Genomic DNA, 22,917 nt, shown 5'->3' with positions numbered 1-22,917 from the left:
AGGGGTTGTCGTTGGGGTCTGTCCCCCAGGGGACTGACCCCGAAGTTTGCCTGCGTCGCCACGACTCACCGTAAACTTCAGGGTCAGTCCCCCTGCGGGGACAGACCCAACGACCCCGAACTTGCCAGTCAGCGGCAGCATTTCAGCCGCAGATACAAACCGGGGCCAGTCCCCATAAAAAAAGCCGCTCGAAGAGCGGCTTTTTCATGGGCACCAGATCGATTACTTGATCTTGGTTTCCTTGTACGTCACGTGCTTGCGGGCTTTCGGATCGAACTTCATGATCTCCATCTTGCCAGGCATCGTGCGCTTGTTCTTGGTGGTGGTGTAGAAGTGACCGGTACCGGCGGTCGATTCCAGCTTGATTTTGTCGCGGCCAGTTTTTGCCATGATAGCTCCCTATTAGACTTTTTCGCCACGAGCGCGCATGTCGGCCAGGACGGCGTCGATGCCGACCTTGTCGATTACGCGCAGACCGGCGTTGGACAGACGCAGGGAGACCCAGCGGTTTTCAGATTCAACAAAGATACGACGATTCTGCAGGTTTGGCAGGAAACGGCGCTTGGTTTTGTTGTTTGCATGGGAAACATTGTTGCCGACCATCGGCTTCTTCCCAGTGACTTGGCAAACACGTGCCATGGTGCACTCCTTAGTAACTTCCGAAATTGGAAAAAACAAGACTATACCGAAAAAACTGAGCTTTTTCAATCACTTGCGAAAAACAATTGTGTCTCGCAAATACGAAGAAATTTAACATTTGCTGCCGCGCTCCGGGCACGAGCGCGAAGTCCTTGATATCTAACGGTAAACCGTCACCACGACGCGCCGGCGGGAAGACCGGCGCGAGACCATTCCTTCCCGCCGACGTCACATTCCACGCATCGAGACGCAGCAAAACCGGCTCTTGTTGCACGTTGCCTACGGAAACTTGTCAGCCCGGCCTCGCACAACTAAAGTTGCTTAACGAAATCTTTACGCAGGCGTAACGCCGGGTTACAACTGCATGCTGTATAAAGCACTCCGCATAAAGAGAGCTTTCCGGTTCGCAAGGAAGCCCGTCCCGATCCCCGTGCAAGAGACAATCCCGATGACGATTTACGCAGCACCCAAGCAGTTCCTGACCGCCGGCTCAAGCCGCCTGGCCCGCCTGACCGGCTGGGCCGGACCTTATGCGACCCTCCTGCAGATGCTGCTGCTGGGCCTGGTTCTGTTGTCGCTGTCGCGTCTCGGCCTGGTGGCCTGGCAGTGGCCGCGCGTGGCCGCCACCGGCATCGTTGGCGATATCCTCGTGCAGGGCGTGCGAGCCGACCTGATCCTGCTGGGTTACTTCATTGCCGTGCCGCTGCTGTTGCTGCCGCTGGTGGCACCGTTCCTGGCGCGCCGCCTGCCGGCCCACGCCTGGCGGGTCGCCACGGTCGGGTGGGCCACGCTGGCGCTGATCCTCATCGTATTCCTGGAGCTGGCCACGCCGCGCTTCATCCTGCAATACGACGTGCGCCCGAACCGCCTGTTCATCGAATACCTGGTCTACCCGCGCGAAGTTGCCGCGACCTTGTGGAACGGCTACCGCACGACGGTACTGCTGGGCTTCGGCCTGACCATCCTGCTGGGCCTGGCCATCTGGCACCTGCTGAAGGGCGCGGCCGCCGCGCCGGGCTGGTCGACGTGGAAGGTGCTGCTGAGCTGGCCGCTGGCCGCGTTGCTGGCCGCCTGCCTGATCCGCTCGACGACGGACCACCGTCCCGCCAACCCGGCCCTGTTCGCGCTGACGGGCGATTCGATGGTCAACTCCGTCATCATCAATTCGCCCTGGTCCGTGCTGGACGCGCTGGCCTCGATGCGCAAGGAAGCGCGCTCGTCCGAAATCTATGGCGAGATGCCGCGCGAGCAGGTGCTGGCCCAGGTGCGCGCCGCGCCATGGCTGGCCGGCTACCAGTTCACGTCGCCGGAGCTGCCGACCCTGCACCGCCAGCAAGCCGCGCTCACGCGCGAGCGGCCGAAAAACCTCGTCATCGTGCTGGAGGAAAGCCTGGGCGCGACCTTCGTGCAGTCGCTGGGCGGCCTGCCGGTCACGCCGGAACTGGAAAAGCTGAAGGGCGAGGGCTGGTGGTTCGAGCAGCTGTACGCGACGGGCACGCGCTCCGTGCGCGGCATCGAGGCCGTCGTGGCCGGCTATGCACCGACGCCGGCGCGCAGCGTCGTCAAGCTGTCGCTGGCGCAGCAGAATTTCTACACGCTGGCGCTGGGCCTGGGCCAGCAGGGCTACCACACGGAATTCGTCTACGGCGGCGAGGCGCACTTCGACAATATGCGCCAATTCTTTACCGGCAACGGCTTCCAGAAGGTCACCGACCGCGGCGACATGAAACCGAAGTTCGAAGGCAGCTGGGGCGCCTCCGACGAAGACCTGTTCGACAAGTCGCTGGAACGCCTGGACCAGCTGCACAAGGCCGGCAAGCCGTTCTTCACGCTGATCTTCAGTTCGTCCAACCACGAGCCGTTCGAATTCCCGGACGGAAAGATCGACCTGCACGAGCAGCCCAAGCAGACCGTCAACAACGCCGTCAAGTACGCCGATTTCGCGCTGGGCAAGTTCATCCGCGCCGCCAAGCAGCAGGACTACTGGAAGGACACGGTGTTCCTGATCGTGGCCGACCACGACAACCGTGTCTACGGCGACAGCCTGGTGCCGGTCCACAAGTTCCATATCCCTGGCCTGATCCTGGGCGCGGACATCGAACCCAAGCGCATCAAGCCCTTCGCCAGCCAGATCGACCTGGGACCGACCCTGCTGTCGCTGCTGGGCGTCTCCAGCGAGCACCCGATGATCGGCCGCGACTTCGTGCGCGACAGCACGACGCCGGGCCGCGCGCTGCTGCAGTTCGACAATTACTTCACGTGGCTGGACGACAGCGGCGCCACCATCCTGCGCCCGGGCGGCGCGGCGCTGGCGGCGAAATACGATCCGGCCACCAGCCATCTCGAACTGTTGGGCACAGCGCCGCAGAAGGACACGGTCGACAAGGCCATGGCGCACGTGCTGCTGCCGTCGATGCTGTACCGCGAGCAGCGCTACAAGCTGGCAAGGTAATCAGATCTGGCCGTTCTCCGCGAACGAATGCACGCGGTGCCCGGCCACCACGAAATGGTCGAGGATGCGCACGTCGATCAGCGCCAGCGCCTGCACCAGCGTGCGCGTCAGCGCGAGATCCGATTCGCTGGGGTCGGGCACGCCGGAGGGGTGGTTGTGGGCCAGCAGCACGCTGGCCGCGTTGTAGGCCAGCGCCTCGCGCACGATCTCGCGCGGGTAGACGCTGGTGTGCGTCAACGTGCCGCGAAACATCTCGCGCGCCTCGATCAGGCGGTTGCGCACGTCCAGGAACAGCACGTGGAACGATTCGTAGGGCTGGCCGATCAGCGCCAGGCGCAGGTATTCCTTCACGGCTTGCGGCGAGTTCAGCGTTTCGCCGCGGCGCAGCTGCTCGTTGATGGCGCGGCGGGCCAGCTCCATCACGGCTTTCAGTTGCGCGAACTTGGCATTGCCCAGGCCCGGGATGCGGGTGAATTCTGCCAGATTGGCGCCGAACAGGGCCTGCAGTGAGCCGAATTCGCGCAGCAGTTCGCGCGCCAGTTCGACGGCGTTCTTGCCGGGTACGCCCACCCGCAGGAACACCGCCAGCAGCTCGGCATCCGACAATGCCTGGGCGCCGTCGCGGATCAGCCGCTCGCGCGGGCGTTGCTGTTCGGGCCAGTCGGTGATCGTCATGGGGGCCTCCGCCGGGGATCGGCTTACATTATCGACGGCTGGGATCGTGGCGTTCTGATTCTGGCGCAGGCGGCATTGGAAAACTTCGGGAGCAGTCCCTCAGCCAAACTTCGGGGTCAGTCCCCGTGCGGGGACAGACCCCATGGCATACAATAACGGTTTGCAAGCTCACCGAACCGCCATGTCCAACGTCGTCACACCCTCTGCCTACCTTACGCTGCACTACCGTCTCGCCACGCTGGACGGCACCGATATCGTCACCACCTTCAACGGCAACCCGGCCACGCTGATGCTGGGCCAAGGGCAGCTGGCGCCCGTGCTGGAGGAACTGCTGATCGGCCTGCCGGAAGGCACGCACAAGACGTTCGACCTGGAACCGGGCGTCGGCTTCGGTCCGCGCAATCCCGACCTGATCCAGCCGGTGTCGCGCGCGACCTTGGACGAGAATTCCGTGCCGGGCGCCGACTACAAGGTCGGCGACCTGGTCGACTTCGCGGCGCCGGGCGGCGGCCGCTTTGCGGGCATCTTGCGCGAGTTGCGCGACGATGCCGCCATTTTCGACTTCAATCACCCGTTGGCTGGCCAGCCGGTGCGCTTCGAAGTGAACCTTATCTCCGTTCTGTAATCGAATCTCCATGGACAAAGAAATCCTGCTGGCCCAGCCGCGCGGCTTTTGCGCCGGCGTCGACCGTGCCATCGAAATCGTCGAGCGCGCGCTGAAGCAGTTCGGCTCGCCGATCTACGTGCGCCACGAGATCGTCCACAACGCCTACGTGGTGGCCGACCTGCGCGCCAAGGGCGCCATCTTCATCGAGGAGCTGGACGATGTCCCGGCCGGCAACACGCTGGTGTTCTCGGCGCATGGCGTCTCGAAGGCAGTACGGGCCGAGGCGGAAGCGCGCGGCCTGTCGATCTTCGACGCCACCTGCCCGCTGGTGACGAAAGTGCACGTGGAAGTGGCCAAGATGCGCAAGACCGGCTACGAGATCGTCATGATCGGCCATGACGGCCACCCGGAAGTCGAAGGCACGATGGGCCAGGCGGAAGAGGGCATGCATCTCGTCGAGACGGTCGAGGACGTCGCCGCGCTGCAGGTGGCCAATCCCGACCACCTGGCCTACGTGTCGCAGACCACATTGTCGGTGGACGACACGGCCGAGATCATCGCCGCCTTGAAGGCGCGCTTCCCGAACATCCAGGAGCCGAAGAAGGGCGACATCTGCTACGCCACCACGAACCGCCAGGAAGCCGTGAAGTTCATGGCACCGCAGGTGGAAGTCGTCATCGTCGTCGGCAGCCCGAACAGCTCCAACTCGAACCGTCTGCGCGAGGTGGCGCAGAAGATGGGTACGCCGGCCTATATGGTCGACCGCGCCGAGCAGATCGATCCAGCCTGGCTGGAAGGTTTCCGCCGCGTGGGCGTGACGGCCGGCGCGTCGGCGCCCGAGGTGCTGGTCCAGGCCGTCATCGACCGGCTCAAGGAGCTGGGCGTGAAAAGCGTGCGGCCGCTGGAAGGCGTCGAGGAAAACGTGACCTTCCCGCTGCCGAAAGGACTGACCTGACGAGCAAGTCAAGTCATCCATACAACATTTTTGCAACGTCTGTTGATGAGAAAGCCACACCAGAGCTGAATTTAATTTAGAATTGCTCCGATTTTTCCACGTTTAGTTTTTGCGCGGAATCGCTATGATTGCGAACGCTTGGAAAAATTGCCATTCCGACTGCTTTCTGCGAAGCGGCCGGACCAGGATCGCTTGGAAGCACTGTCAGCCGGTTGACCGGCACAGCGGAACAGGGCGGAACACGGCGGCACGCGGGAAGCTTCCCGGGTGCCGTTTTTATTACGCAGCGGCAGCAGGACGGGACACCATCCACCGTCGCCGCGCACTGAAGGGGCAATCTCACGATGGATACTTTCATCCAACAAATCATCAACGGGCTGGTGCTGGGCAGCATGTACGCACTGGTCGCGCTGGGCTACACGATGGTGTACGGCGTTTTGAACCTCATCAACTTTGCCCATGGCGACGTGCTGATGATCGGCGCCATGGTCGGCCTGACGATCCTGAACATCCTCGGCGCCCACTTCCCTGAAATGTCCGGCGGCCTGCAGCTGCTGATCGCCATCCTGGGTGCCATTCCCTGCTGCATGATCGTCAATGTGCTGATCGAACGCATCGCCTACCGACGGCTGCGCAACGCGCCCCGGCTGGCGCCGCTGATCACCGCGATCGGCATGTCGATCCTGCTGCAGACGTTCGCGATGATGATCTGGGGCCGCAACCCGCTGCCGTTCCCGCAACTGCTGTCCACCGAGCCGATCGCCGTGGGTGGTGCCGTCATCAGCATCACGCAGGTTCTGCTGCTGGCGCTGGCCGCGCTGTCGATGGGCGGCCTGGTGCTGCTGGTCGAGAAAACCAAGATGGGCCGTGCCATGCGCGCCGTCGCGGAGAACCCGCGGGTTGCCGGCCTGATGGGCGTCGATTCGAACCGCGTCATCGTCTACACCTTCGCCATCGGCGCCGCGCTGGCCGCCGTGGCCGGCGTGATGTGGGGCGCCAACTATGCGTCGATCCAGTTCGCGATGGGCACGATTCCCGGCCTGAAGGCCTTCTGCGCGGCGGTGCTGGGCGGTATCGGCAACATCTATGGCGCCATGATCGGCGGCATCGTGCTGGGCATTATCGAGAGCCTGGGCGCCGGCTACATCGGCGACTTCACCGGCGGCTTCCTGGGCAGCCACTACCAGGACATTTTCGCGTTCATCGTGCTGATCCTCGTGCTGACCGTGCGGCCGTCCGGCATCATGGGCGAGCGCGTGGCGGACCGGGCTTAAGGAGAGACCATGGCACTGCTCAATTTCGATACCGCCAAGAACCCGCGCAAGGCCTACACGAGCCTGGCGCTGCTGCTGGTCGTCATGCTCGCGTTCCCGTTCTTCGCGCAGAACTTCGGCAACTCGTGGGTGCGCATCGCCGACCTGGCGCTGCTGTACATCATGCTGGCGCTGGGCCTGAACGTGGTGGTCGGCTTTGCCGGCCTCTTGGACCTGGGCTATATCGCCTTCTACGCGCTGGGCGCCTACCTGACCGGCCTGTTGGCCTCGCCCCAGTTCGCCGTGCTGCTGGAGTCGCTGATCAACCTGCATCCGGGCACCGGCGAGGCGCTGGCCGCGGTGCTGGGCGACGACATCCGCACCAACGGCATCCACCTGTCGGTATGGTTCATCGTGCCGCTGGCCGCGCTGCTGGCCGCGTTGTTCGGCGCGATCCTCGGCGCGCCGACCCTGAAGCTGCGCGGCGACTACCTGGCCATCGTCACCCTGGGCTTCGGCGAGATCATCCGCATCTTCATGAACAACCTGAACGACCCGATCAACATCACCAACGGTCCGCAGGGCATCAACCTGATCGATCCGATCAAGGTGTTCGGCGTCGACCTGGCCGGTGCCGCCGGTTCCGGCGCGATGGTGCAGGTGGGTTCGCTGTCGATCCCGTCGGTCAACGCGTATTACTTCCTGTTCCTGCTGCTGACGATCGTCACGATCTTCATGACGTCGCGCCTGCAGCACTCGCGCCTGGGCCGTGCCTGGGTCGCGATCCGCGAGGACGAGATCGCCGCCAAGGCGATGGGCATCAATACCCGCAACGTCAAGCTGCTGGCATTCTCGATGGGCGCGTCGTTCGGCGGCGTGGCCGGTGCCATGTTCGCCGCGTTCCAGGGCTTCGTGTCGCCGGAATCGTTCTCGCTGACCGAATCGATCGCCGTGCTGGCGATGGTGGTGCTGGGCGGTATCGGCCACATTCCTGGCGTCGTGCTGGGCGGCGCGCTGCTGGCGGCGCTGCCGGAAGTGCTGCGCCATGTCGTCGAGCCGCTGCAGCAGCAGCTGTTCGGCCAGATCCTGATCGAGGCGGAAGTGCTGCGCCAGTTGCTGTACGGCCTGGCGATGGTGCTGATCATGCTGACGCGTCCGGCCGGCCTGTGGCCGTCGCCGAAGCACGAGGACCGGCCCGATGCCGATTCCGATACCAAAGATCAATCGTCCGGCGTCGTGCCTGCCTGAGGAAGTCCATGAGCGAAGTCATTCTGAATATCCAGGGCGTCAACAAGCGTTTCGGCGGCCTGCAAGCGCTGACCGACGTCGGCATCAAGATCGAACGGGGCCAGATCTACGGCCTGATCGGCCCGAACGGGGCCGGCAAGACGACGTTCTTCAACGTCATCACCGGGCTGTACCAGCCGGACACCGGCACCTTCGAGCTGGCCGGCAAGCCCTATTCGCCATCCGCGCCGCATACCGTGGCCAAGGCCGGCATTGCCCGCACCTTCCAGAACATCCGCCTGTTCGGCGAGATGACGGCGCTGGAGAACGTCATGGTGGGCCGCCACGTGCGCTCGCACCAGGGCGTGCTGGGCGCCATCTTCCGCCACAAGGCGGCGCGTGAAGAAGAAGCGTCGATCCGCCGCCGCGCGCAGGAGCTGCTGGACTTCGTCGGCATCGGCCAGTTCGCCAGCCGCACGTCGAAATACCTGTCCTACGGCGACCAGCGCCGGCTCGAGATCGCCCGCGCGCTGGCGACCGATCCGCAACTGCTGGCACTGGACGAGCCGGCCGCCGGCATGAACGCCACCGAGAAGCTGGCGCTGCGCGAGCTGCTGGTCAAGATCAAGGCCGAGGGCAAGACGGTGCTGCTGATCGAGCACGACGTCAAGCTGATGATGGGCCTGTGCGACCGCATCACGGTGCTGGAATACGGCAAGCGCATCGCCGAAGGCCTGCCACACGAAATTCAAAGCAACCAGGCCGTCATCGACGCCTATCTGGGAGGATCGCACTGATGGGTGCCACGAACAATGTCCTGAAGATCTCCGGCTTGAAGGTCGCGTACGGCGGCATCAAGGCCGTCAAGGGCATCGACCTGGAAGTGAACGAAGGCGAGCTGGTCACGCTGATCGGCGCCAACGGCGCCGGCAAGACGACAACGTTGAAAGCCATTACCGGCACCTTGCCGGCCTGCAAGGTCGAGGGCACGATTTCCTACCTGGGCCAGTCGCTGAAGGGCACGCAGAGCTTCCACCTGGTCGAGCGCAAGCTGGCGATGGTGCCGGAAGGGCGCGGCGTCTTCACGCGCATGACGATCCAGGAAAACCTGATGATGGGCGCCTACACCCGCAACGACAAGGCGGGCGTCGAGGCCGACATCGCCAAGTGGTTCGACATCTTCCCGCGCCTGAAGGAACGCGCGGGCCAGCTGGCCGGCACCCTGTCCGGCGGCGAGCAGCAGATGCTGGCGATGGCGCGCGCGCTGATGTGCCATCCGCACCTGCTGCTGCTGGACGAGCCGTCGATGGGCCTGTCGCCGATCATGGTGGACAAGATCTTCGAGGTGATCCGCAACGTGTCGAAGGAAGGCATCACGATCCTGCTGGTCGAGCAGAACGCCAAGCTGGCGTTGCAGGCCGCGCACCGCGGCTACGTGATGGACTCGGGCGTCATCACGATGACGGGCAATGCCAGCGACATGCTGGACGACCCGCGGGTGAAGGCGGCCTACCTCGGCGAGTAAGTTGCCTGGAAAATGGGGACAGACCCCATTTTTTGAGAAATGTTTCCGAGAAAATGGGGTCTGTCCCCATTTTCCCTGGCTATTGCGCGACCAGCTGGGCGAAGCGGGCCAGGTCGACGTTGCCGCCGCTGATCAGGATGCCCACCTTCTTGCCGCGCAGCTGGTCCTTCATCTCGCGCGCGGCCGCGTAGCTCAGGCAACCGGTCGGTTCGACGATGATCTTCATGCGCGATGCATAGAAGCGCATGACGTCGACCAGCTGGGCGTCGGTGGCCGTCAGGATGTCGTCCACGTCGCGCCGCACGATGGGGAACGTCAGCTGTCCCATGTGCTGGGTCTGGGCGCCGTCGGCGATCGTTTGCGGCGTGTCGATGTGCACGATTTCTCCCTTGCGGAACGACTGCTGGCCATCGTTGCCCGCTTCCGGCTCCACGCCGTACAGCTTGCAGCGGGGCGACAGGGCCCGCGTCGCCAGCGCCGAGCCGGACAGCAGCCCGCCGCCGCCCATGCAGACAAAGAAGTAATCCAGCTCGCCGACCTCCTCGAACAGCTCCTTCGCGGCCGTGCCCTGGCCGGCGATCACGTCGAAGTGGTCGTACGGCGGAATCAGCGCCAGACCGTGTTTCTGCGCCAGCTCGCGGCCGATCTGCTCGCGGTCTTCCTTGTAGCGATCATAGATGACGACGGTGGCGCCATAGCCGCGCGTTGCAGCCACCTTCAGCGCCGGCGCATCATGCGGCATGACGATGGTGACCGGAATCCCCAACAGCTTCGCTGCCAGCGCCATGCCTTGCGCATGGTTGCCGGACGAGAAGGCGACCACGCCGGCCTGGCGCTGCGCCGCGTCCAGCCGCGCCAGCGCATTGGTGGCGCCGCGGAATTTGAACGCGCCGGTGCGCTGCAGGTTTTCGGCCTTGAAGAACACCTGCGCGCCCAGTTCCTCGTCGGCCGTGCGCGATGTCAGCACCGGTGTGCGGTTGGCCAGGCCGGCGATGCGGCCTGCAGCCGCGACGACGTCGTCATATGTAGGAAGCTTCAGTTCGGTCATGGTTTTCCTTGAGAGTTGAAATCCTTGTAAACGGTGGCGCGCGACACGCCGAGGTGGCCCGCGATGGTTTCCATCGCCCGCCGCATTTCGGTCAGGCCAACCTCCTTCAGTTCGCGCAGCAGTGCCCGGCGCTCGTCCGCCTTCAACGCGCGTGCCGTGGTGCCATGGCGGGCGGCGAAACCGTCGATATGCTGGCGCAGCGCCGCCGCGCCGGCCGGGGCCAGGGATTCGCTGACCGGCGCCGTGCCCTCCGTGCTGGCGAACTGGGCCAGCAGCGCCTGCACGTTCAGCACGGGCGTCAGGTCCACGTTCAGGCACAGGGCGGCGACGTAGTTGCCGGCGCTGTCGCGGATGCCGATCGACGTGCCCTTGCAGGGCCGGCCGTCGGGAAAGCGGTTGGGGTAGTTGGCCAGCACCTGGGGCAGGGCCGGATCGGCAATGCGCGCCAGCCCCAGTTCGGTGGCGGGATCGCCAACGGCGCGGCCGGACTGGTTGTTGTGGATCGCCACCACGGCCTGGTCCGGGGCCAGCAAATCATTGACGATGACTTCGCAGAAGGGCGCCAGCGCGCGGCCCAGGCCTTCGGCGATGCAGGTCAGCTGGTTCAGCAGGTGCTGCTGTTCGGGTGTACGTGAGGTCATGGGTATACAGATTATCTTCTTTTGGATTTTCTGTATACTCCCTGGGCAAAAAAGAAGCCCCGGCAGTGCCGGGGCCTGGAAGGACATCCGCTGAGAGGATCCACGGATGCCGAGGAGACCTGATACAGCGATGGCCGGGCACGCGCCCGGCGATGACTTCGTAGACGTTAACGCAGTCGTTAAGCCGCGTTGGCAGTGGCCGTCGGGGCCGATTTGACGGCGGCGGTGAACTGGTTCACGGCAGCGTTGACGTTGGCTTCGATGGCGTCGCTGGCTTGCTTGGCCGTGCGGGTGAACTGCTCGTAGCCGGCATTGGCGCTGCCCAGGGCGGACTTGAACAGGGCCACGGCGTTTTCGGTGCCGGCCGGTGCGTTCTTGGACACTTCGTCGACCAGGGAGATGACCTTGCGATTGGTTTCCAGGATCTGCGTTTCGGCGGCGCGCGAGAACTCAGCGGTCGTGCCGGTGGCGATCGTCGCCAGGCTGCGGCTGTAGGCGATGGCTTTTTCAGCGTTCGGCTGGGCGCGGGCGGCGGTCAGCGAGAAGAATTCCTGTGGGTCCTTGGCGGACAGCAGCTGCTTGGCGGCCGCGGAGGAGTCCTCCAGCGATGCCTTGGCGGTGGACAGGTTCAGCTCGACGATCTTCTCGACGCTTTCGAACGCCTTGTTGGTCAGCGCGGAAAAGATGGCGAACTGGCTTTCGAGATTGGCCTTGGTCGCATTGGAAAATTGTTCTGGGATCGAAAACATTAGACTCTCCAAATATAGTAGTGGACGTGAATGACCCCTGTTGGGGGCTCTCAGGTTCCTGTGGTTGAAGTTCCTGCAGACTACTTGCTGTGATTGCCAGCTGTACTACTGGTGCTGCCTGAGCTGTCGCTCCTGTTGCCTACTTATTTTTTGCTACCGACGTTCTTGGTCCGAACAGCTATTGTGCAACGCAACATCGCCCATTCTACGGGTGCTGAAATTTAAGTCAAGCGTATTTTGTGCGTTGCACAAAGGCATCTCTACCGTGGCAATGCAAAGAGAGCGCAATCATTTTTCTCGGCGTCACTACCGCATTGCACAACGGAATTTTTTGAGCCATCTGCCGGGCTCGGGCGGCCATGGTAGACTGGCCCGATGACTCATTCGTCAATTGCCGCGCAGACAACGCCGCGCCATGCCTTCCTGTCGCCTGTTCCGCTGTTTTTCGTGTTCCTTTGGAGTACGGGATTCATCGTGGCCAAGTTCGGCCTGCCGTACGCGCCACCGTTGACGTTCCTGCTGCTGCGCTTTGCCGGCGTGCTGGTCATTCTGGGGCCGCTGATCGCGCTGATGCGGGCGCCCTGGCCGCGCGGCAAGGTCGGCCATATCGCCGTCGCCGGCATCCTGCTGCAGGCAGGCTACCTGGCTGGCGTCTGGTGCGCCATCAAGGCCGGCATGCCGGCCGGCTTGTCGGCCCTGATCGTCGGCATGCAACCCATCCTGACGGCCATCGCGGCACCGCTGGTGGGCGAGCGCGTGCGCCCGCGTCAATGGCTGGGCCTATTGTGCGGCATCGGTGGCGTTGCGCTGGTCGTGGCCGCCAAGATGTCCTTGGTCGGCCTGAGCTGGCCAGCCCTGGCGCTGTGCACGGGCGCGCTGCTGTCGATCACGGCCGGCACCTTGTACCAGAAACACTATTGCCCGCAATTCGACCTGCGGGTTGGCACCGTCATCCAGTTTGCCGCCTCGGCTATCGTCGTGCTGCCGTTTGCCGTCGCGTTCGAGGACCTGACGCCGGCGCTGGCCAGCGTGGACTGGACGCCGCGCTTCGTCGGAGCGCTGCTGTGGTCGGTGCTGGCATTGTCGATCGGTGCCATTTTCCTGCTGTTTGCGCTGATTCGCCGCTCCGACGCCACTCAGGTGACGAGCCTGATGTACCTGACGCCGCCGACGACCGCCGTCATGGCCTGGCTGATGTTCGGCGAGGCGTTCAGCCCGCTGGGCATCGCCGGCATGGTGCTGGCCGTACTGGGCGTGATGCTGGTCGTCGGCAGGAAAACCTGAACTTATATAGAGATAGAGGACCCGATGATTTCGACTCCGGAACAACAGGCGGTGGACGCCGCCATCGCATCGCGCCGTTCGATTCGCGCCTTCCTGCCCACGCCGGTCGCGCTGGAAGACGTCGCCGCGATCCTGGACGTGGCGCGCCGCGCGCCCTCCGGTACCAATACGCAGCCGTGGAAGGTGTATGTGCTGACGGGCGCCGCGCGTGACGGCCTGTGCGACGCCGTCACGGCCGCCTACCTCGATCCGGACCAGAACGCGCAGCACAAGGAAGAGTACGCTTACTACCCGCGCGAATGGAAATCGCCGTTCATCGACCGCCGCCGCAAGGTCGGCTGGGACCTGTATGCGCTGCTGGGCCTGACGCGCGAGAACAAGGAAGGCATGGCGGCCCAGCACGCCCGCAACTTCCGCTTCTTCGACGCGCCCGTCGGCCTGATCTTCACGATCGACCGCATCATGGAGCAGGGTTCCTGGCTGGACTATGGCATGTTCCTGCAGAACATCATGGTGGCGGCGCGGGGCCGGGGCCTGGACACCTGCCCTCAGGCGGCATGGACACAATTCCATCGCATCATTGCAGAGCGGCTGGCATTACCCGACAATGAAATGGTGGTGTGCGGCATGGCGCTGGGCGTTGCCGATCCTTCCAGGGTCGAGAACGGCCTGGTGACGGAGCGCGAGCCACTGGACGGTTTCGTCAAGTTTCTCGAGGCTTGACAATCTGTTGTGTTTCCGTTGTACGTCTGCATCAGGACAGGCGAAAGTGTTTTATGCTTGATCAGACATTGGACGCGACAATGTGAATTCCGTTTGCTGTCGCTCCGCGTTTTGCTACACTGCAACGAATGTTATGGGACCTCGACCACCGCGGCCCGGCGCCAGGCGCCGCCGCGGACGTGCCGGGCCCCGTTCGGCGACCGACCTGTGCAGCAGCAACGGCGGCGCGGCGGGTGCGGCGGGACTCTCATCCAGCGCAGGCGGGTTTTCGAGGAACGCGGCTGCCGAGTTTTGCGGGGAAGATTATGTATAAGCTGATCGTGGGTGCTCTGGTTTCCGCGCTGTGCCTGTCGGTACCGGCCCCGGCCGTGTACGCCGCGCCGGTCAAGAAGAGTGTCAAGAAGGTCGTCGTCAAGAAGCAGGGCAAGGTGGCCAAGGCCGGCGTGCGCCGCGCCGCCAAGTTCTCGGCCGAGCCGCGCGAGCGCATCGTGCGCCGCATCGTGACTGAGCGCGGCAAGCGCAAGGTGGTCTACCAGCGCATCACGACGGCGGCGCCGGTGCTGGCTGCGGCCGTGGCGCGTCCGACGATGGGCGACCTGGCCGGCCTGAACCTGACGCGCGACCCGCTCGACCTGAAATCGAATGTGGCCCTGGTGCTCGACCAGAGCAATTCCGAGGTGCTGTTCGAGAAGAACGCCAATGTGGCGCTGCCGATCGCGTCCATCACCAAGATGATGACGGGCCTGGTCGTCGTCGAAGCCAACCAGGACATGGACGAGGTGCTGACGGTGACCGACGAGGACGTCGACCGCGCCAAGTTCTCCAGCTCGCGCCTGAAGGTGGGCGACCAGCTGACGCGCCGCAATATGCTGCATATCGCGCTGATGAGCTCGGAAAACCGCGCTGCTTCCGCGCTGGGCCGCAATTATCCGGGCGGGCTGCCCGCGTTTGTCGAGGCGATGAACGCCAAGGCGCAGGCGCTGGGCATGCACGACACGCATTACGTGGACTCGAGCGGATTGTCCAAGCGGAACGTGGCCAGCGCGCGCGACCTGGCCAAGCTGGCGCTGGCGGCCTACCAGCACCCGATCCTGCGCGAGTTCTCGACCGACCCGAAAGCGATTGTCGAGCGCAACGGCCGTCCCGTGCAGTTCGGCACGACGAATGGCCTGGTGACGCCGAACTCGGGCTGGGAGATCGGGCTGCAGAAAACCGGTTTCATCAACGAAGCAGGGCGCTGCGTCATGATGCAGGCGGTGATCGAGGGCCGCGCAGTCATCATGGTGCTGCTGGACGCAAAGGGCACGGCGGCCCGCGTGGCGGACGCGATGCGCATGCGCAAATGGCTGGCGGCGTTGAAGCCGCCGGGCTTCTCGGATGCTTCCGGCGCCACGGTAACGGGCGGCTCCGGCGGCGCTGGCATCTACAGCACCAGCATGGTCGCGCCGAGAGCAGGCGGCATGTAAAAGGAAACACCGGGGTCAGGCACCTATTTTTGGGTCTTCGACCCGAAAATAGGTGCCTGACCCCAGGGGTTCACTCTACTCAGCCACCGGCCGATACCCCAACGTCGCCGAAATCTGGTTGGCCGTATTGACGAGGTCTTCCAACCACTCCTCCTGCAGCCGGTCCGCCGGCGCCGAGATCGACAGCCCCGCCACCAGCTTGCCGCTGTCGTCGCGGATGCCGGCCGCCATGCAGCGCACGCCCAGTTCCAGTTCCTCGTTGTCGCGCGCGTAGCCGCGTGCCCGCACCAGCGACAGCTCGCGCTCGAGCTTGCCCAGGTCCGTAATGGAATTCTTGTTGTGGCCCGCCAGCCCCGTGCGGGTGGCGTAGGCGCGGATGGCCTTCGGCTCGTCCACCGACAGGAACAGCTTGCCGGTGGAGGTCAGGTGCAGCGGACCGCGCCCGCCGATGGCGCGCACGACCTGCATGCCCGAGCGCTCGGAAAAGGCACGATCGATGTAGACGATCTCGTCGCCCTGGCGCACGGAAAGATTGATGGTCTGCTGGGTCTTCTTGTGCAGCGAGCGCATGAAGTCCAGGGCCGCCTCGCGGACCGACAGGCGGCTCTTGACGACGTTGCCCAGCTCCAGGAGGCGCATGCCCAGGCGATACGTGCCGGGCTCGATGCGGTCGACGAAGCGCGTCAGCACCATGTCGTTCAGGATGCGGTGCGCCGTCGACGGGTGCAGGCCGGAGACCTTCGACAATTCCTTCAGGCTGACGGGATCGGGGTATTTGGCCAGCGCATCCAGCAGCGCGACCATGCGCTCGATGACCTGGATGGTGGTCTTCTGTTCCGGGACGGGTTCGATTTTCATGTTGTGCAGTGCGGTATCTTCCTGTCCCTTTATACCATGATGTGAAAAAAATGGGAATTCCGGGCCGGATCGCTATAATGGCGCACCATTTCTTTACGTTATCGTCATGTCAGAACCCGTCAGTGAATTCAAGAGCAAAAGCGGCCTGAAACGCATCCTGTCCGCGTTTTTCTATTCGGTGGACGGCCTGAAGTCGGCGTGGCGCCATGAGCACGCGTTCCGCCAGGAGCTCACCTTGTTCATCGTTGGCGGCATCGTCGCCACGCTGCTGCCGATCTCGGCGTTCCAGAAGCTGGCGCTGGTCGGCGTGCTGGTCATCGTGCTGATCGTCGAACTGATCAATTCGGCCATCGAGGCGGTGGTGGACCGCATCTCGCTGGAGCGCCATCCGCTGTCGAAAAACGCCAAGGATTTCGGCAGCGCAGCTGTATTGTTGAGCTGCGGGCTGGCGCTGGCCACCTGGGTCGTCGTGCTCTTCAATCGGTTTTACTGATTCCTTATGCTTGTTTGGCATATGGATTCAACTAAACATTAGTTCTCTTTTATAAGCAGGGCGGATACTCTGCAATCTCCGAACATAAGGGGATTTCGATGCTGTCCAAAAAACTTACCGCGCTTGCCGCCGCCCTGGCACTGTCCCTGACTGCCCAGGCCGCGGACATCAGCCTGCTCAACGTTTCCTACGACCCGACCCGCGAGCTGTACCAGGACGTCAACGAGGCGTTCGCCAAGGAGTGGAAGGCGAAGACGGGCGACAACGTCAAGATCAAGCAATCGCACGGCGGCTCCGGCAAGCAGGGCCGCGCCGTCATCGACGGCCTGGAAGCGGACGTCGTCACCCTGGCGCTGGCGTACGACATCGACGCCATCGCCGAGCGTGGCCTCGTCAACAAGGACTGGCAGAAGCGCCTGGCCAAGAATTCCACGCCGTACAGCTCGACCATCGTGTTCCTCGTCCGCAAGGGCAATCCGAAGGGCATCAAGGACTGGGGCGACCTGGTCAAACCGGGCATCCAGGTCATCACGCCGAACCCGAAAACCTCGGGCGGCGCGCGCTGGAACCACCTGGCGGCCTACGGCTACGCGCTGCGCCAGCCGGGCGGCAACGACGCCACCGCGCGCGAATACCTGAAAAAGCTGTACAAGAACGTGCCCGTGCTCGATTCCGGCGCGCGCGGCGCCACGACGACCTTCGTCGAGCGCGGCATCGGCGACGTGTTGATCGCCTGGGAGAACGAAGCGCTGCTGGCGATCAAGGAACTGGGTCCGGACAAGGTGCAGATCGTGGCGCCGTCGGTGTCGATCCTGGCCGAGCCGCCCGTCGCCATCGTCGACAAGGTGGTCGACAAGCGCGGCACCCGCAAGGTGGCCGAGGCCTACCTGAACTTCCTGTACACCGACGCGGCGCAGGAACTGATTGCCAAGAACTACTACCGCCCGACGGTGGAGAAGGAAGCGAAGAAGTACGCGGCGCAGTTCCCCAACGTGAAGCTGTTCACGCTGGGCGACGTGGCCGGCGACTGGACCCGCGCCCAGAAGACGCACTTCGCCGACGGCGGCGTGTTCGACCAGATCTACCAGAAATAAGGAGGCATGCATGCCAGCGCAACTCTCGCCATACCGCGTGCTGGTCGCGCCCGGCCTGGACAACAGCGGGCCGGACCATTGGCAGAGTCGCTGGCAGCGCCTGTATCCCGCGTTCCAGCGCATCGAACAGCGCGACTGGAGCGTGCCCGACCTGCCGGCCTGGAGCGGCCGCGTCGACGCGGCGCGCCAGGTCGAGCGCAAACCCACCCTGATCGTCGCGCACAGCTTCGGCTGCCTGGCCTCGGTACGCAGCGTGGCGCAGGACCCGGAACACGTCGCCGGCCTGCTGCTGGTGGCGCCGGCCGACCCCGACAAGTTCGGCGTGGCCGACCTGCTGCCCCACGGCGAACTGCCGTGCCCGTCGATCGTCATCGCCAGCAGCAACGACCCCTGGATGCCACTGGAGCGCGCCCGTGCCTGGGCCGGGCGCTGGGGCGCCACCTTCGTCGAAGTCGGCGAGCTGGGCCATATCAACGCCGAGTCCGGCCTGGGCGACTGGCTGTTCGGCCAGCAGCAGTTGCAATCGCTGGCCGAACGGGCGCACAATGCGCTGTCCGCCTATTGACGATTGCACAACGTAACTTTTACCTGGAGACCCACATGACCTTACGCCTCGGCGACACCGCACCCGATTTCGAGCAGGATTCCACCATTGGCCGCCTGAAGTTCCACGAGTGGGCCGGCGATTCCTGGGTGGTCCTGTTCTCCCACCCGGCCGACTTCACGCCCGTCTGCACGACGGAGCTGGGCCTGACCGCCAAGCTCAAGCCCGAGTTCGACAAGCGCAACGTCAAGGCAATCGCGCTGTCGGTGGACCCGGCCGACGCGCACAAGGACTGGATCCGTGACATCGAGGAAACCCAGCAGACGGTGGTGGGCTTCCCGATCATCGCCGATGCCGACCGCAAGGTCGCCACCCTGTACGACATGATCCACCCGGAGCAATCGGCCACGGCGACGGTGCGTTCGCTGTTCGTGATCGACCCGGCCAAGAAGATCCGCCTGCAGATCACCTACCCGATGAGCACGGGCCGCAACTTCGACGAAGTATTGCGCGTGATCGACGCGCTGCAGCTGACGGACAAGCACACCGTGGCCACGCCGGGCAACTGGAAAGATGGCGACGACGTCATCATCCCGCTGACGGTGCAGGACCCTGAAGTGATCAAGCAGAAGTACCCGAAAGGCTACAACGCGCCACGGCCATACCTGCGCCTGACGCCGCAGCCAAACAAATAATTGCTCCAAAAATGGGGACAGACCCCATTTTTCGGGAAACGTTGCCTGGAAAATGGGGTCTGTCCCCATTTTCCAGGCAACTTTTTTATATCCCATCCGGCATCTAAGCAAATGACAAAAGCATAGTTTGGTTTATATCGCCTCTCTGCGATTATTCGGCCTCATTATCCGAAAATGTAATAAGAGGGGCCACCATGTCCGCAGTCCTGCCGGTCGCACAGCCGGTGCCGTTCGAAGCCAAGGGGAAGCGCCGCGCGCCGTACCGCGTCATGCCCGGCTTTAAGCTTTCGCTGGGCTTTACCATCTTCTATCTGACGCTGATCGTCCTGATCCCGCTGTCGGCCGTGTTCCTGAAGACGTTCACGATGACGTGGGAGGCGTTCTGGAGCGCCGTCACGTCCGAGCGCGTGCTGGCCTCCTACCGCCTGACCTTCGGCGCATCCCTGATCGCCGCCTTCCTCAACGTGATCTTCGGCGGCATCGTGGCCTGGGTGCTGGTGCGTTACCGCTTCCCCGGCAAGCGCCTGGTCGACGCCCTGGTGGACCTGCCGTTCGCGCTGCCCACCGCCGTCGCCGGCATCACGCTGACGGCGCTGTACTCGTCGAACGGCTGGCTGGGCCAGTACATCGAGGGCACGCTGGGCATCAAGGTGGCGTTCACGCCGCTGGGCGTCGTGCTGGCGCTGACCTTCATCGGCCTGCCGTTCGTCGTGCGCACCGTGCAGCCGGTGCTGGAGGACGCCGAGCGCGAACTGGAAGAGGCAGCCGCCTCGCTGGGCGCCTCGTCGCTGCAGACCTTCGTGAAGGTCGTGTTCCCCACCATCCTGCCGTCGCTGATGACGGGCTTCGCGCTGGCGTTCGCCCGCGCCACGGGCGAGTACGGCTCCGTCATCTTCATCGCCGGGAACATGCCGATGGTCTCGGAGATCACGCCGCTGTTCATCATCACCAAGCTGGAACAGTACGACTACACGGGCGCCACGGCGATCGCCGTCGTCATGCTGATCGTCTCGTTCATCATGCTGTTGACCATCAACCTGCTGCAGGCCTGGGCGCGCGGCAAATCGGGGAAATAAGATGAGTGCCTCCACCCGCCGCGGCGAACTGCCGACCGTATCCGACGTCCTCGAACCCGCCTGGGTGCGCTGGGCGCTGCTGGCCGTCGCGCTGGCGTTCCTGACCCTGTTCCTGTTCGTGCCGCTGGTGGCCGTCTTCACCGAGGCGCTGCGCAAGGGCTGGCAAACGTACGTGGAAGCGATCGTCGACGAGGACGCGATCTCCGCCATCAAGCTGACCCTGATCGCCGCCGGCATCGCCGTGCCGCTGAACCTCGTGTTCGGCGTGGCCGCGTCGTGGGCCGTGGCCAAGTTCGAGTTCCGCGGCAAGAGCTTGCTGCTGACCTTGATCGACCTGCCGTTCTCCGTCTCGCCGGTGATCTCGGGCCTGATCTACGTGCTGCTGTTCGGTGCCCAGGGCTGGTTCGGCGAGTGGCTGGCCGCGCACGACATCAAGATCCTGTTCGCGGTGCCAGGCATCGTGCTGGCGACGATCTTCATCACCTTCCCGTTCGTCGCGCGCGAATTGATCCCGCTGATGCAGGCGCAGGGCAGCGAGGAAGAGGAGGCGGCCGTGGTGCTGGGCGCATCCGGCTGGCAGACCTTCTTCCGCGTGACGCTGCCGAACATCAAATGGGGCCTGCTGTATGGCGTGATCCTGTGTAACGCCCGCGCGATGGGCGAGTTCGGCGCCGTCTCGGTGGTGTCGGGCCATATCCGCGGCGAGACCAACACGATGCCGCTGCAGGTCGAGATCCTCTACAACGAATACAACTTCGTGGCCGCGTTTGCCGTCGCTTCGCTGCTGGCGCTGCTGGCGCTGGTCACCCTGGCCCTGAAGACCTTTATCGAATGGCGCCTGCACGAGAGCCGTGCCGACGACACGAACGAACACTGAACACCGGAGCTCTGACATGACGATCGCAGTCAAGAACATCAACAAGCGTTTCGGCGACTTCATCGCGCTGAACAACGTGTCGCTGGACTTCCCGGCGGGCGAGCTGACGGCGCTGCTGGGCCCTTCGGGCTGCGGCAAGACCACGCTGCTGCGCTGCATCGCCGGCCTGGAGCACCCGGACTCGGGCCAGGTGCTGCTCGATGGCGAGGACGCCTCGGCACGCCACGTGCGCGAGCGCCAGGTGGGCTTCGTGTTCCAGCACTACGCGCTGTTCAAGCACATGACGGTGTTCGAGAACGTGGCCTTCGGCCTGCGCGTCAAGCCGCGCGCCGAGCGGCCCTCGGAAGAACAGATCCGTCGGAAAGTGAAGGACCTGCTGGAGCTGGTGCAGCTGGACTGGCTGGCCGACCGCTATCCGCCCCAACTCTCCGGCGGCCAGCGCCAGCGCATCGCGCTGGCGCGCGCGCTGGCGGTGGAGCCGCGCGTGCTGCTGCTGGACGAACCGTTCGGCGCGCTCGACGCGAAGGTGCGCAAGGAGCTGCGCCGCTGGCTGCGCCGCCTGCACGACGACCTGCACGTGACGTCGATCTTCGTCACGCACGACCAGGAAGAGGCGCTGGAAGTGGCCGACCAGGTGGTGCTGATGAACAAGGGCCGGGTCGAGCAGCTGGGCGCCCCGGACGAGGTGTACAACCATCCGGCCTCGCCGTTCGTGTACGGCTTCCTGGGTAACGTGAACGTGTTCCATGGCCGCGTGCACGACGGCGTGCTGGCCAGCGAAGGCGTGCACTTCGACGTGCCGGACCAGCACCGCGCCGTCCAGGACGGCAAGGGCACCGCCTACGTGCGCCCGCACGACCTGGAGATCGACCGCTACGAGCAGGGCGCCGAGGGCATCGTCGTCAAGCTGCGCCGTGCGCATGCGATCGGCCCGCTGGCCCAGCTGGACCTGGAGCGCACCGACAACGCCCAGCTGATCGAAGCGACCATCTCGAACGAACGCTTCCGCCACCTCGAACTGAAGGAGGGCGAGACGCTGGTCGTGCGGCCGAAGCGCCTGCACGTGTTCGTCGACGAAGGAGCCGCGATATGAACTTCCAACAACTGCGTTCCATCCGCGAGGCCGCGCGCCGCAACTACAACCTGACCGAAGTGGCCAACGCGCTGTTCACGTCGCAGCCGGGCGTGAGCCGCCAGATCCGCGAGCTGGAGGACGAGCTGGGCGTCGTCATCTTCGAACGCAACGGCAAGCGCCTGACGGGCCTGACGGAGCCCGGCAAGGGCATCCTGAAGATCATCGACCGCCTGCTGATCGAGGCGGAAAACCTGCAGCAGGCCAGCCTCGAATACAAGGGCCAGAGCACCGGCACCCTGACGGTGGCGGCCACGCACACGCAGGCGCGCTACGCGCTGCCGCGCGCCGTGCAGCACTTCCGCAACGCCTTTCCGGACGTGCGCATCGCGCTGCAGCAAAGCGCGCCGGAGCACATCGCCGAGTGGGTCCTGTCGGGCAAGGCCGATATCGGCATCGCCACCGAAGGCCTGTCGCAGTTTCCGGACCTGGTGTCGTTCCCGTGCTACCGCTGGACTCACCTGATCGTGGTGCCGGAAGGGCACCCGTTGCTGCAACGGACGCCAGTGCGGCTGGAAGACCTGGCCGAGTTCCCGCTGATTACCTACGACGTGGGCTTCACGGGCCGCGGCCACATCGACGACGCGTTCGACAAGGCGGGCGTGCGGCCGGACATCGTACTGACGGCGATGGACTCGGACGTCATCAAGCAGTACGTGGCGCTGGGCCTGGGCGTGGGCCTGGTGGCGTCGATGGCGTTCGACCATGGCCGCGACCAGGGCCTGCGCGCGATCGAGGCCTCGCACCTGTTCGCCGCCAACACGACCCGGCTGGCCGTGCGCCGCGGCGCCTACCTGCGCGCCTACGCGTACGAGTTCATCGCACAGTTCGCGCCGGAGTTGAAGCGCGGGGATATCGAGCAGGCGTTGTTGGGGGCCGAGGCGGCTTGAGGCTTCAAGGCGCA

General features: G+C 64.4%; 25 protein-coding genes. 18 read left to right on the top strand and 7 right to left on the bottom strand.

Features of this window, described 5'->3' with window-relative positions; all coding sequences use genetic code 11:
* Nucleotides 1–222: 222 nt before the first annotated feature.
* Both rpmG and rpmB read right to left on the bottom strand, forming a co-directional pair.
* Entirely contained in the window at nucleotides 223–390 is a 168-nt protein-coding gene (rpmG, locus tag E7V67_021050) for a 50S ribosomal protein L33 (GenBank protein ID WUR12167.1), read from the bottom strand.
* Nucleotides 391–402: 12 nt separating this feature from the next.
* Complete coding sequence (gene rpmB, locus E7V67_021045; GenBank protein ID WUR12166.1) at nucleotides 403–639, bottom strand: 50S ribosomal protein L28; 237 nt, start codon at nucleotides 637–639, stop codon at nucleotides 403–405.
* Between the two features lie 448 nt (nucleotides 640–1,087).
* Here rpmB and E7V67_021040 point away from each other — a divergent pair, with 448 nt between their 5' ends.
* A complete protein-coding gene (locus E7V67_021040) occupies nucleotides 1,088–3,091 on the top strand; it encodes an LTA synthase family protein (protein ID WUR12165.1) in 2,004 nt (667 codons plus the stop codon).
* Here the strand turns inward: E7V67_021040 and radC are convergent, their stop codons facing one another.
* On the bottom strand, nucleotides 3,092–3,766 hold the full coding sequence (radC, locus tag E7V67_021035; GenBank protein WUR12164.1) for a DNA repair protein RadC: 675 nt from the start codon (nucleotides 3,764–3,766) through the stop codon (nucleotides 3,092–3,094). It lies immediately after the preceding gene.
* Between the two features lie 181 nt (nucleotides 3,767–3,947).
* On the opposite strand from radC, the gene E7V67_021030 reads away from it, so the two are divergent.
* From E7V67_021030 to E7V67_021005, 6 genes are all read left to right on the top strand, one after another.
* Nucleotides 3,948–4,391, top strand: a complete 444-nt coding sequence (locus E7V67_021030; protein ID WUR12163.1) for an FKBP-type peptidyl-prolyl cis-trans isomerase — start codon at nucleotides 3,948–3,950, stop codon at nucleotides 4,389–4,391.
* Between the two features lie 10 nt (nucleotides 4,392–4,401).
* A complete protein-coding gene (gene ispH, locus E7V67_021025; GenBank protein ID WUR12162.1) occupies nucleotides 4,402–5,328 on the top strand; it encodes a 4-hydroxy-3-methylbut-2-enyl diphosphate reductase in 927 nt (308 codons plus the stop codon).
* A 344-nt stretch (nucleotides 5,329–5,672) separates the two neighbouring features.
* Entirely contained in the window at nucleotides 5,673–6,602 is a 930-nt protein-coding gene (locus tag E7V67_021020; GenBank protein WUR12161.1) for a branched-chain amino acid ABC transporter permease, read from the top strand.
* A gap of 9 nt (nucleotides 6,603–6,611) precedes the next feature.
* Nucleotides 6,612–7,829 carry an ABC transporter ATP-binding protein gene (locus E7V67_021015; protein ID WUR12160.1) on the top strand — a complete coding sequence of 406 codons (1,218 nt, stop codon included), beginning with the start codon at nucleotides 6,612–6,614 and terminating at the stop codon, nucleotides 7,827–7,829.
* An 8-nt stretch (nucleotides 7,830–7,837) separates the two neighbouring features.
* On the top strand, nucleotides 7,838–8,605 hold the full coding sequence (locus E7V67_021010; GenBank protein ID WUR12159.1) for an ABC transporter ATP-binding protein: 768 nt from the start codon (nucleotides 7,838–7,840) through the stop codon (nucleotides 8,603–8,605).
* The gene (locus E7V67_021005; protein WUR12158.1) at nucleotides 8,605–9,333 is read left to right on the top strand and encodes an ABC transporter ATP-binding protein; all 729 of its coding nucleotides are present in this window, start codon (nucleotides 8,605–8,607) and stop codon (nucleotides 9,331–9,333) included. Before E7V67_021010 ends, E7V67_021005 begins: the two co-directional genes overlap by 1 nt.
* A 79-nt stretch (nucleotides 9,334–9,412) precedes the next feature.
* Here E7V67_021005 and E7V67_021000 read toward each other — a convergent pair whose 3' ends face one another.
* The 3 genes from E7V67_021000 to E7V67_020990 all read right to left on the bottom strand — a co-directional run bounded on the left by E7V67_021000 (nucleotide 9,413) and on the right by E7V67_020990 (nucleotide 11,771).
* Nucleotides 9,413–10,381: a threo-3-hydroxy-L-aspartate ammonia-lyase gene (locus E7V67_021000; GenBank protein ID WUR12157.1), complete on the bottom strand. Its 969-nt coding sequence runs from the start codon at nucleotides 10,379–10,381 to the stop codon at nucleotides 9,413–9,415.
* Nucleotides 10,378–11,022 (bottom strand): PAS domain-containing protein, encoded by a 645-nt coding sequence (locus tag E7V67_020995; GenBank protein ID WUR12156.1) that lies wholly within the window; start codon nucleotides 11,020–11,022, stop codon nucleotides 10,378–10,380. The genes E7V67_021000 and E7V67_020995 overlap by 4 nt, the downstream gene beginning before the upstream one ends.
* A 179-nt stretch (nucleotides 11,023–11,201) precedes the next feature.
* Nucleotides 11,202–11,771, bottom strand: coding sequence for a phasin family protein (locus E7V67_020990; protein WUR12155.1), 570 nt, complete (start codon nucleotides 11,769–11,771; stop codon nucleotides 11,202–11,204).
* A 375-nt stretch (nucleotides 11,772–12,146) separates the two neighbouring features.
* Here E7V67_020990 and E7V67_020985 point away from each other — a divergent pair, with 375 nt between their 5' ends.
* The 3 genes from E7V67_020985 (at nucleotide 12,147) to E7V67_020975 (ending at nucleotide 15,244) form a co-directional block, all read left to right on the top strand.
* Nucleotides 12,147–13,055: a DMT family transporter gene (locus tag E7V67_020985; GenBank protein ID WUR12154.1), complete on the top strand. Its 909-nt coding sequence runs from the start codon at nucleotides 12,147–12,149 to the stop codon at nucleotides 13,053–13,055.
* 24 nt (nucleotides 13,056–13,079) lie between these two features.
* Nucleotides 13,080–13,778, top strand: coding sequence for a nitroreductase (locus E7V67_020980; GenBank protein ID WUR12153.1), 699 nt, complete (start codon nucleotides 13,080–13,082; stop codon nucleotides 13,776–13,778).
* A 305-nt stretch (nucleotides 13,779–14,083) separates the two neighbouring features.
* Nucleotides 14,084–15,244: a serine hydrolase gene (locus E7V67_020975; GenBank protein ID WUR12152.1), complete on the top strand. Its 1,161-nt coding sequence runs from the start codon at nucleotides 14,084–14,086 to the stop codon at nucleotides 15,242–15,244.
* Nucleotides 15,245–15,319: 75 nt separating this feature from the next.
* Here E7V67_020975 and E7V67_020970 read toward each other — a convergent pair whose 3' ends face one another.
* Nucleotides 15,320–16,102 (bottom strand): IclR family transcriptional regulator, encoded by a 783-nt coding sequence (locus E7V67_020970; protein WUR12151.1) that lies wholly within the window; start codon nucleotides 16,100–16,102, stop codon nucleotides 15,320–15,322.
* Between the two features lie 106 nt (nucleotides 16,103–16,208).
* Here E7V67_020970 and E7V67_020965 point away from each other — a divergent pair, with 106 nt between their 5' ends.
* The 8 genes from E7V67_020965 to E7V67_020930 all read left to right on the top strand — a co-directional run bounded on the left by E7V67_020965 (nucleotide 16,209) and on the right by E7V67_020930 (nucleotide 22,903).
* Nucleotides 16,209–16,595, top strand: coding sequence for a diacylglycerol kinase (locus tag E7V67_020965; GenBank protein ID WUR12150.1), 387 nt, complete (start codon nucleotides 16,209–16,211; stop codon nucleotides 16,593–16,595).
* Nucleotides 16,596–16,693: 98 nt separating this feature from the next.
* On the top strand, nucleotides 16,694–17,689 hold the full coding sequence (locus E7V67_020960; GenBank protein ID WUR12149.1) for a sulfate ABC transporter substrate-binding protein: 996 nt from the start codon (nucleotides 16,694–16,696) through the stop codon (nucleotides 17,687–17,689).
* 10 nt (nucleotides 17,690–17,699) lie between these two features.
* The gene (locus E7V67_020955) at nucleotides 17,700–18,254 is read left to right on the top strand and encodes an alpha/beta hydrolase (GenBank protein ID WUR12148.1); all 555 of its coding nucleotides are present in this window, start codon (nucleotides 17,700–17,702) and stop codon (nucleotides 18,252–18,254) included.
* A 35-nt stretch (nucleotides 18,255–18,289) separates the two neighbouring features.
* Nucleotides 18,290–18,928, top strand: coding sequence for a peroxiredoxin (locus tag E7V67_020950; protein ID WUR12147.1), 639 nt, complete (start codon nucleotides 18,290–18,292; stop codon nucleotides 18,926–18,928).
* A gap of 194 nt (nucleotides 18,929–19,122) precedes the next feature.
* Nucleotides 19,123–20,004 (top strand): sulfate ABC transporter permease subunit CysT, encoded by an 882-nt coding sequence (cysT, locus tag E7V67_020945; protein WUR12146.1) that lies wholly within the window; start codon nucleotides 19,123–19,125, stop codon nucleotides 20,002–20,004.
* 1 nt (nucleotide 20,005) lies between these two features.
* Nucleotides 20,006–20,881, top strand: coding sequence for a sulfate ABC transporter permease subunit CysW (cysW, locus tag E7V67_020940; protein ID WUR12145.1), 876 nt, complete (start codon nucleotides 20,006–20,008; stop codon nucleotides 20,879–20,881).
* Nucleotides 20,882–20,897: 16 nt separating this feature from the next.
* Nucleotides 20,898–21,974 carry a sulfate ABC transporter ATP-binding protein gene (locus E7V67_020935; protein ID WUR12144.1) on the top strand — a complete coding sequence of 359 codons (1,077 nt, stop codon included), beginning with the start codon at nucleotides 20,898–20,900 and terminating at the stop codon, nucleotides 21,972–21,974.
* A complete protein-coding gene (locus E7V67_020930) occupies nucleotides 21,971–22,903 on the top strand; it encodes a CysB family HTH-type transcriptional regulator (GenBank protein ID WUR12143.1) in 933 nt (310 codons plus the stop codon). Before E7V67_020935 ends, E7V67_020930 begins: the two co-directional genes overlap by 4 nt.
* The last annotated feature ends 14 nt before the right edge of the window (nucleotides 22,904–22,917 follow it).

Source organism: [Empedobacter] haloabium (assembly GCA_008011715.2).
Classification (GTDB): Bacteria; Pseudomonadota; Gammaproteobacteria; order Burkholderiales; family Burkholderiaceae_D; genus Rugamonas; species Rugamonas haloabia.
Note: the sequence above shows the minus strand (reverse complement) of the source record. Positions and strands in the feature narration are given on the sequence as shown.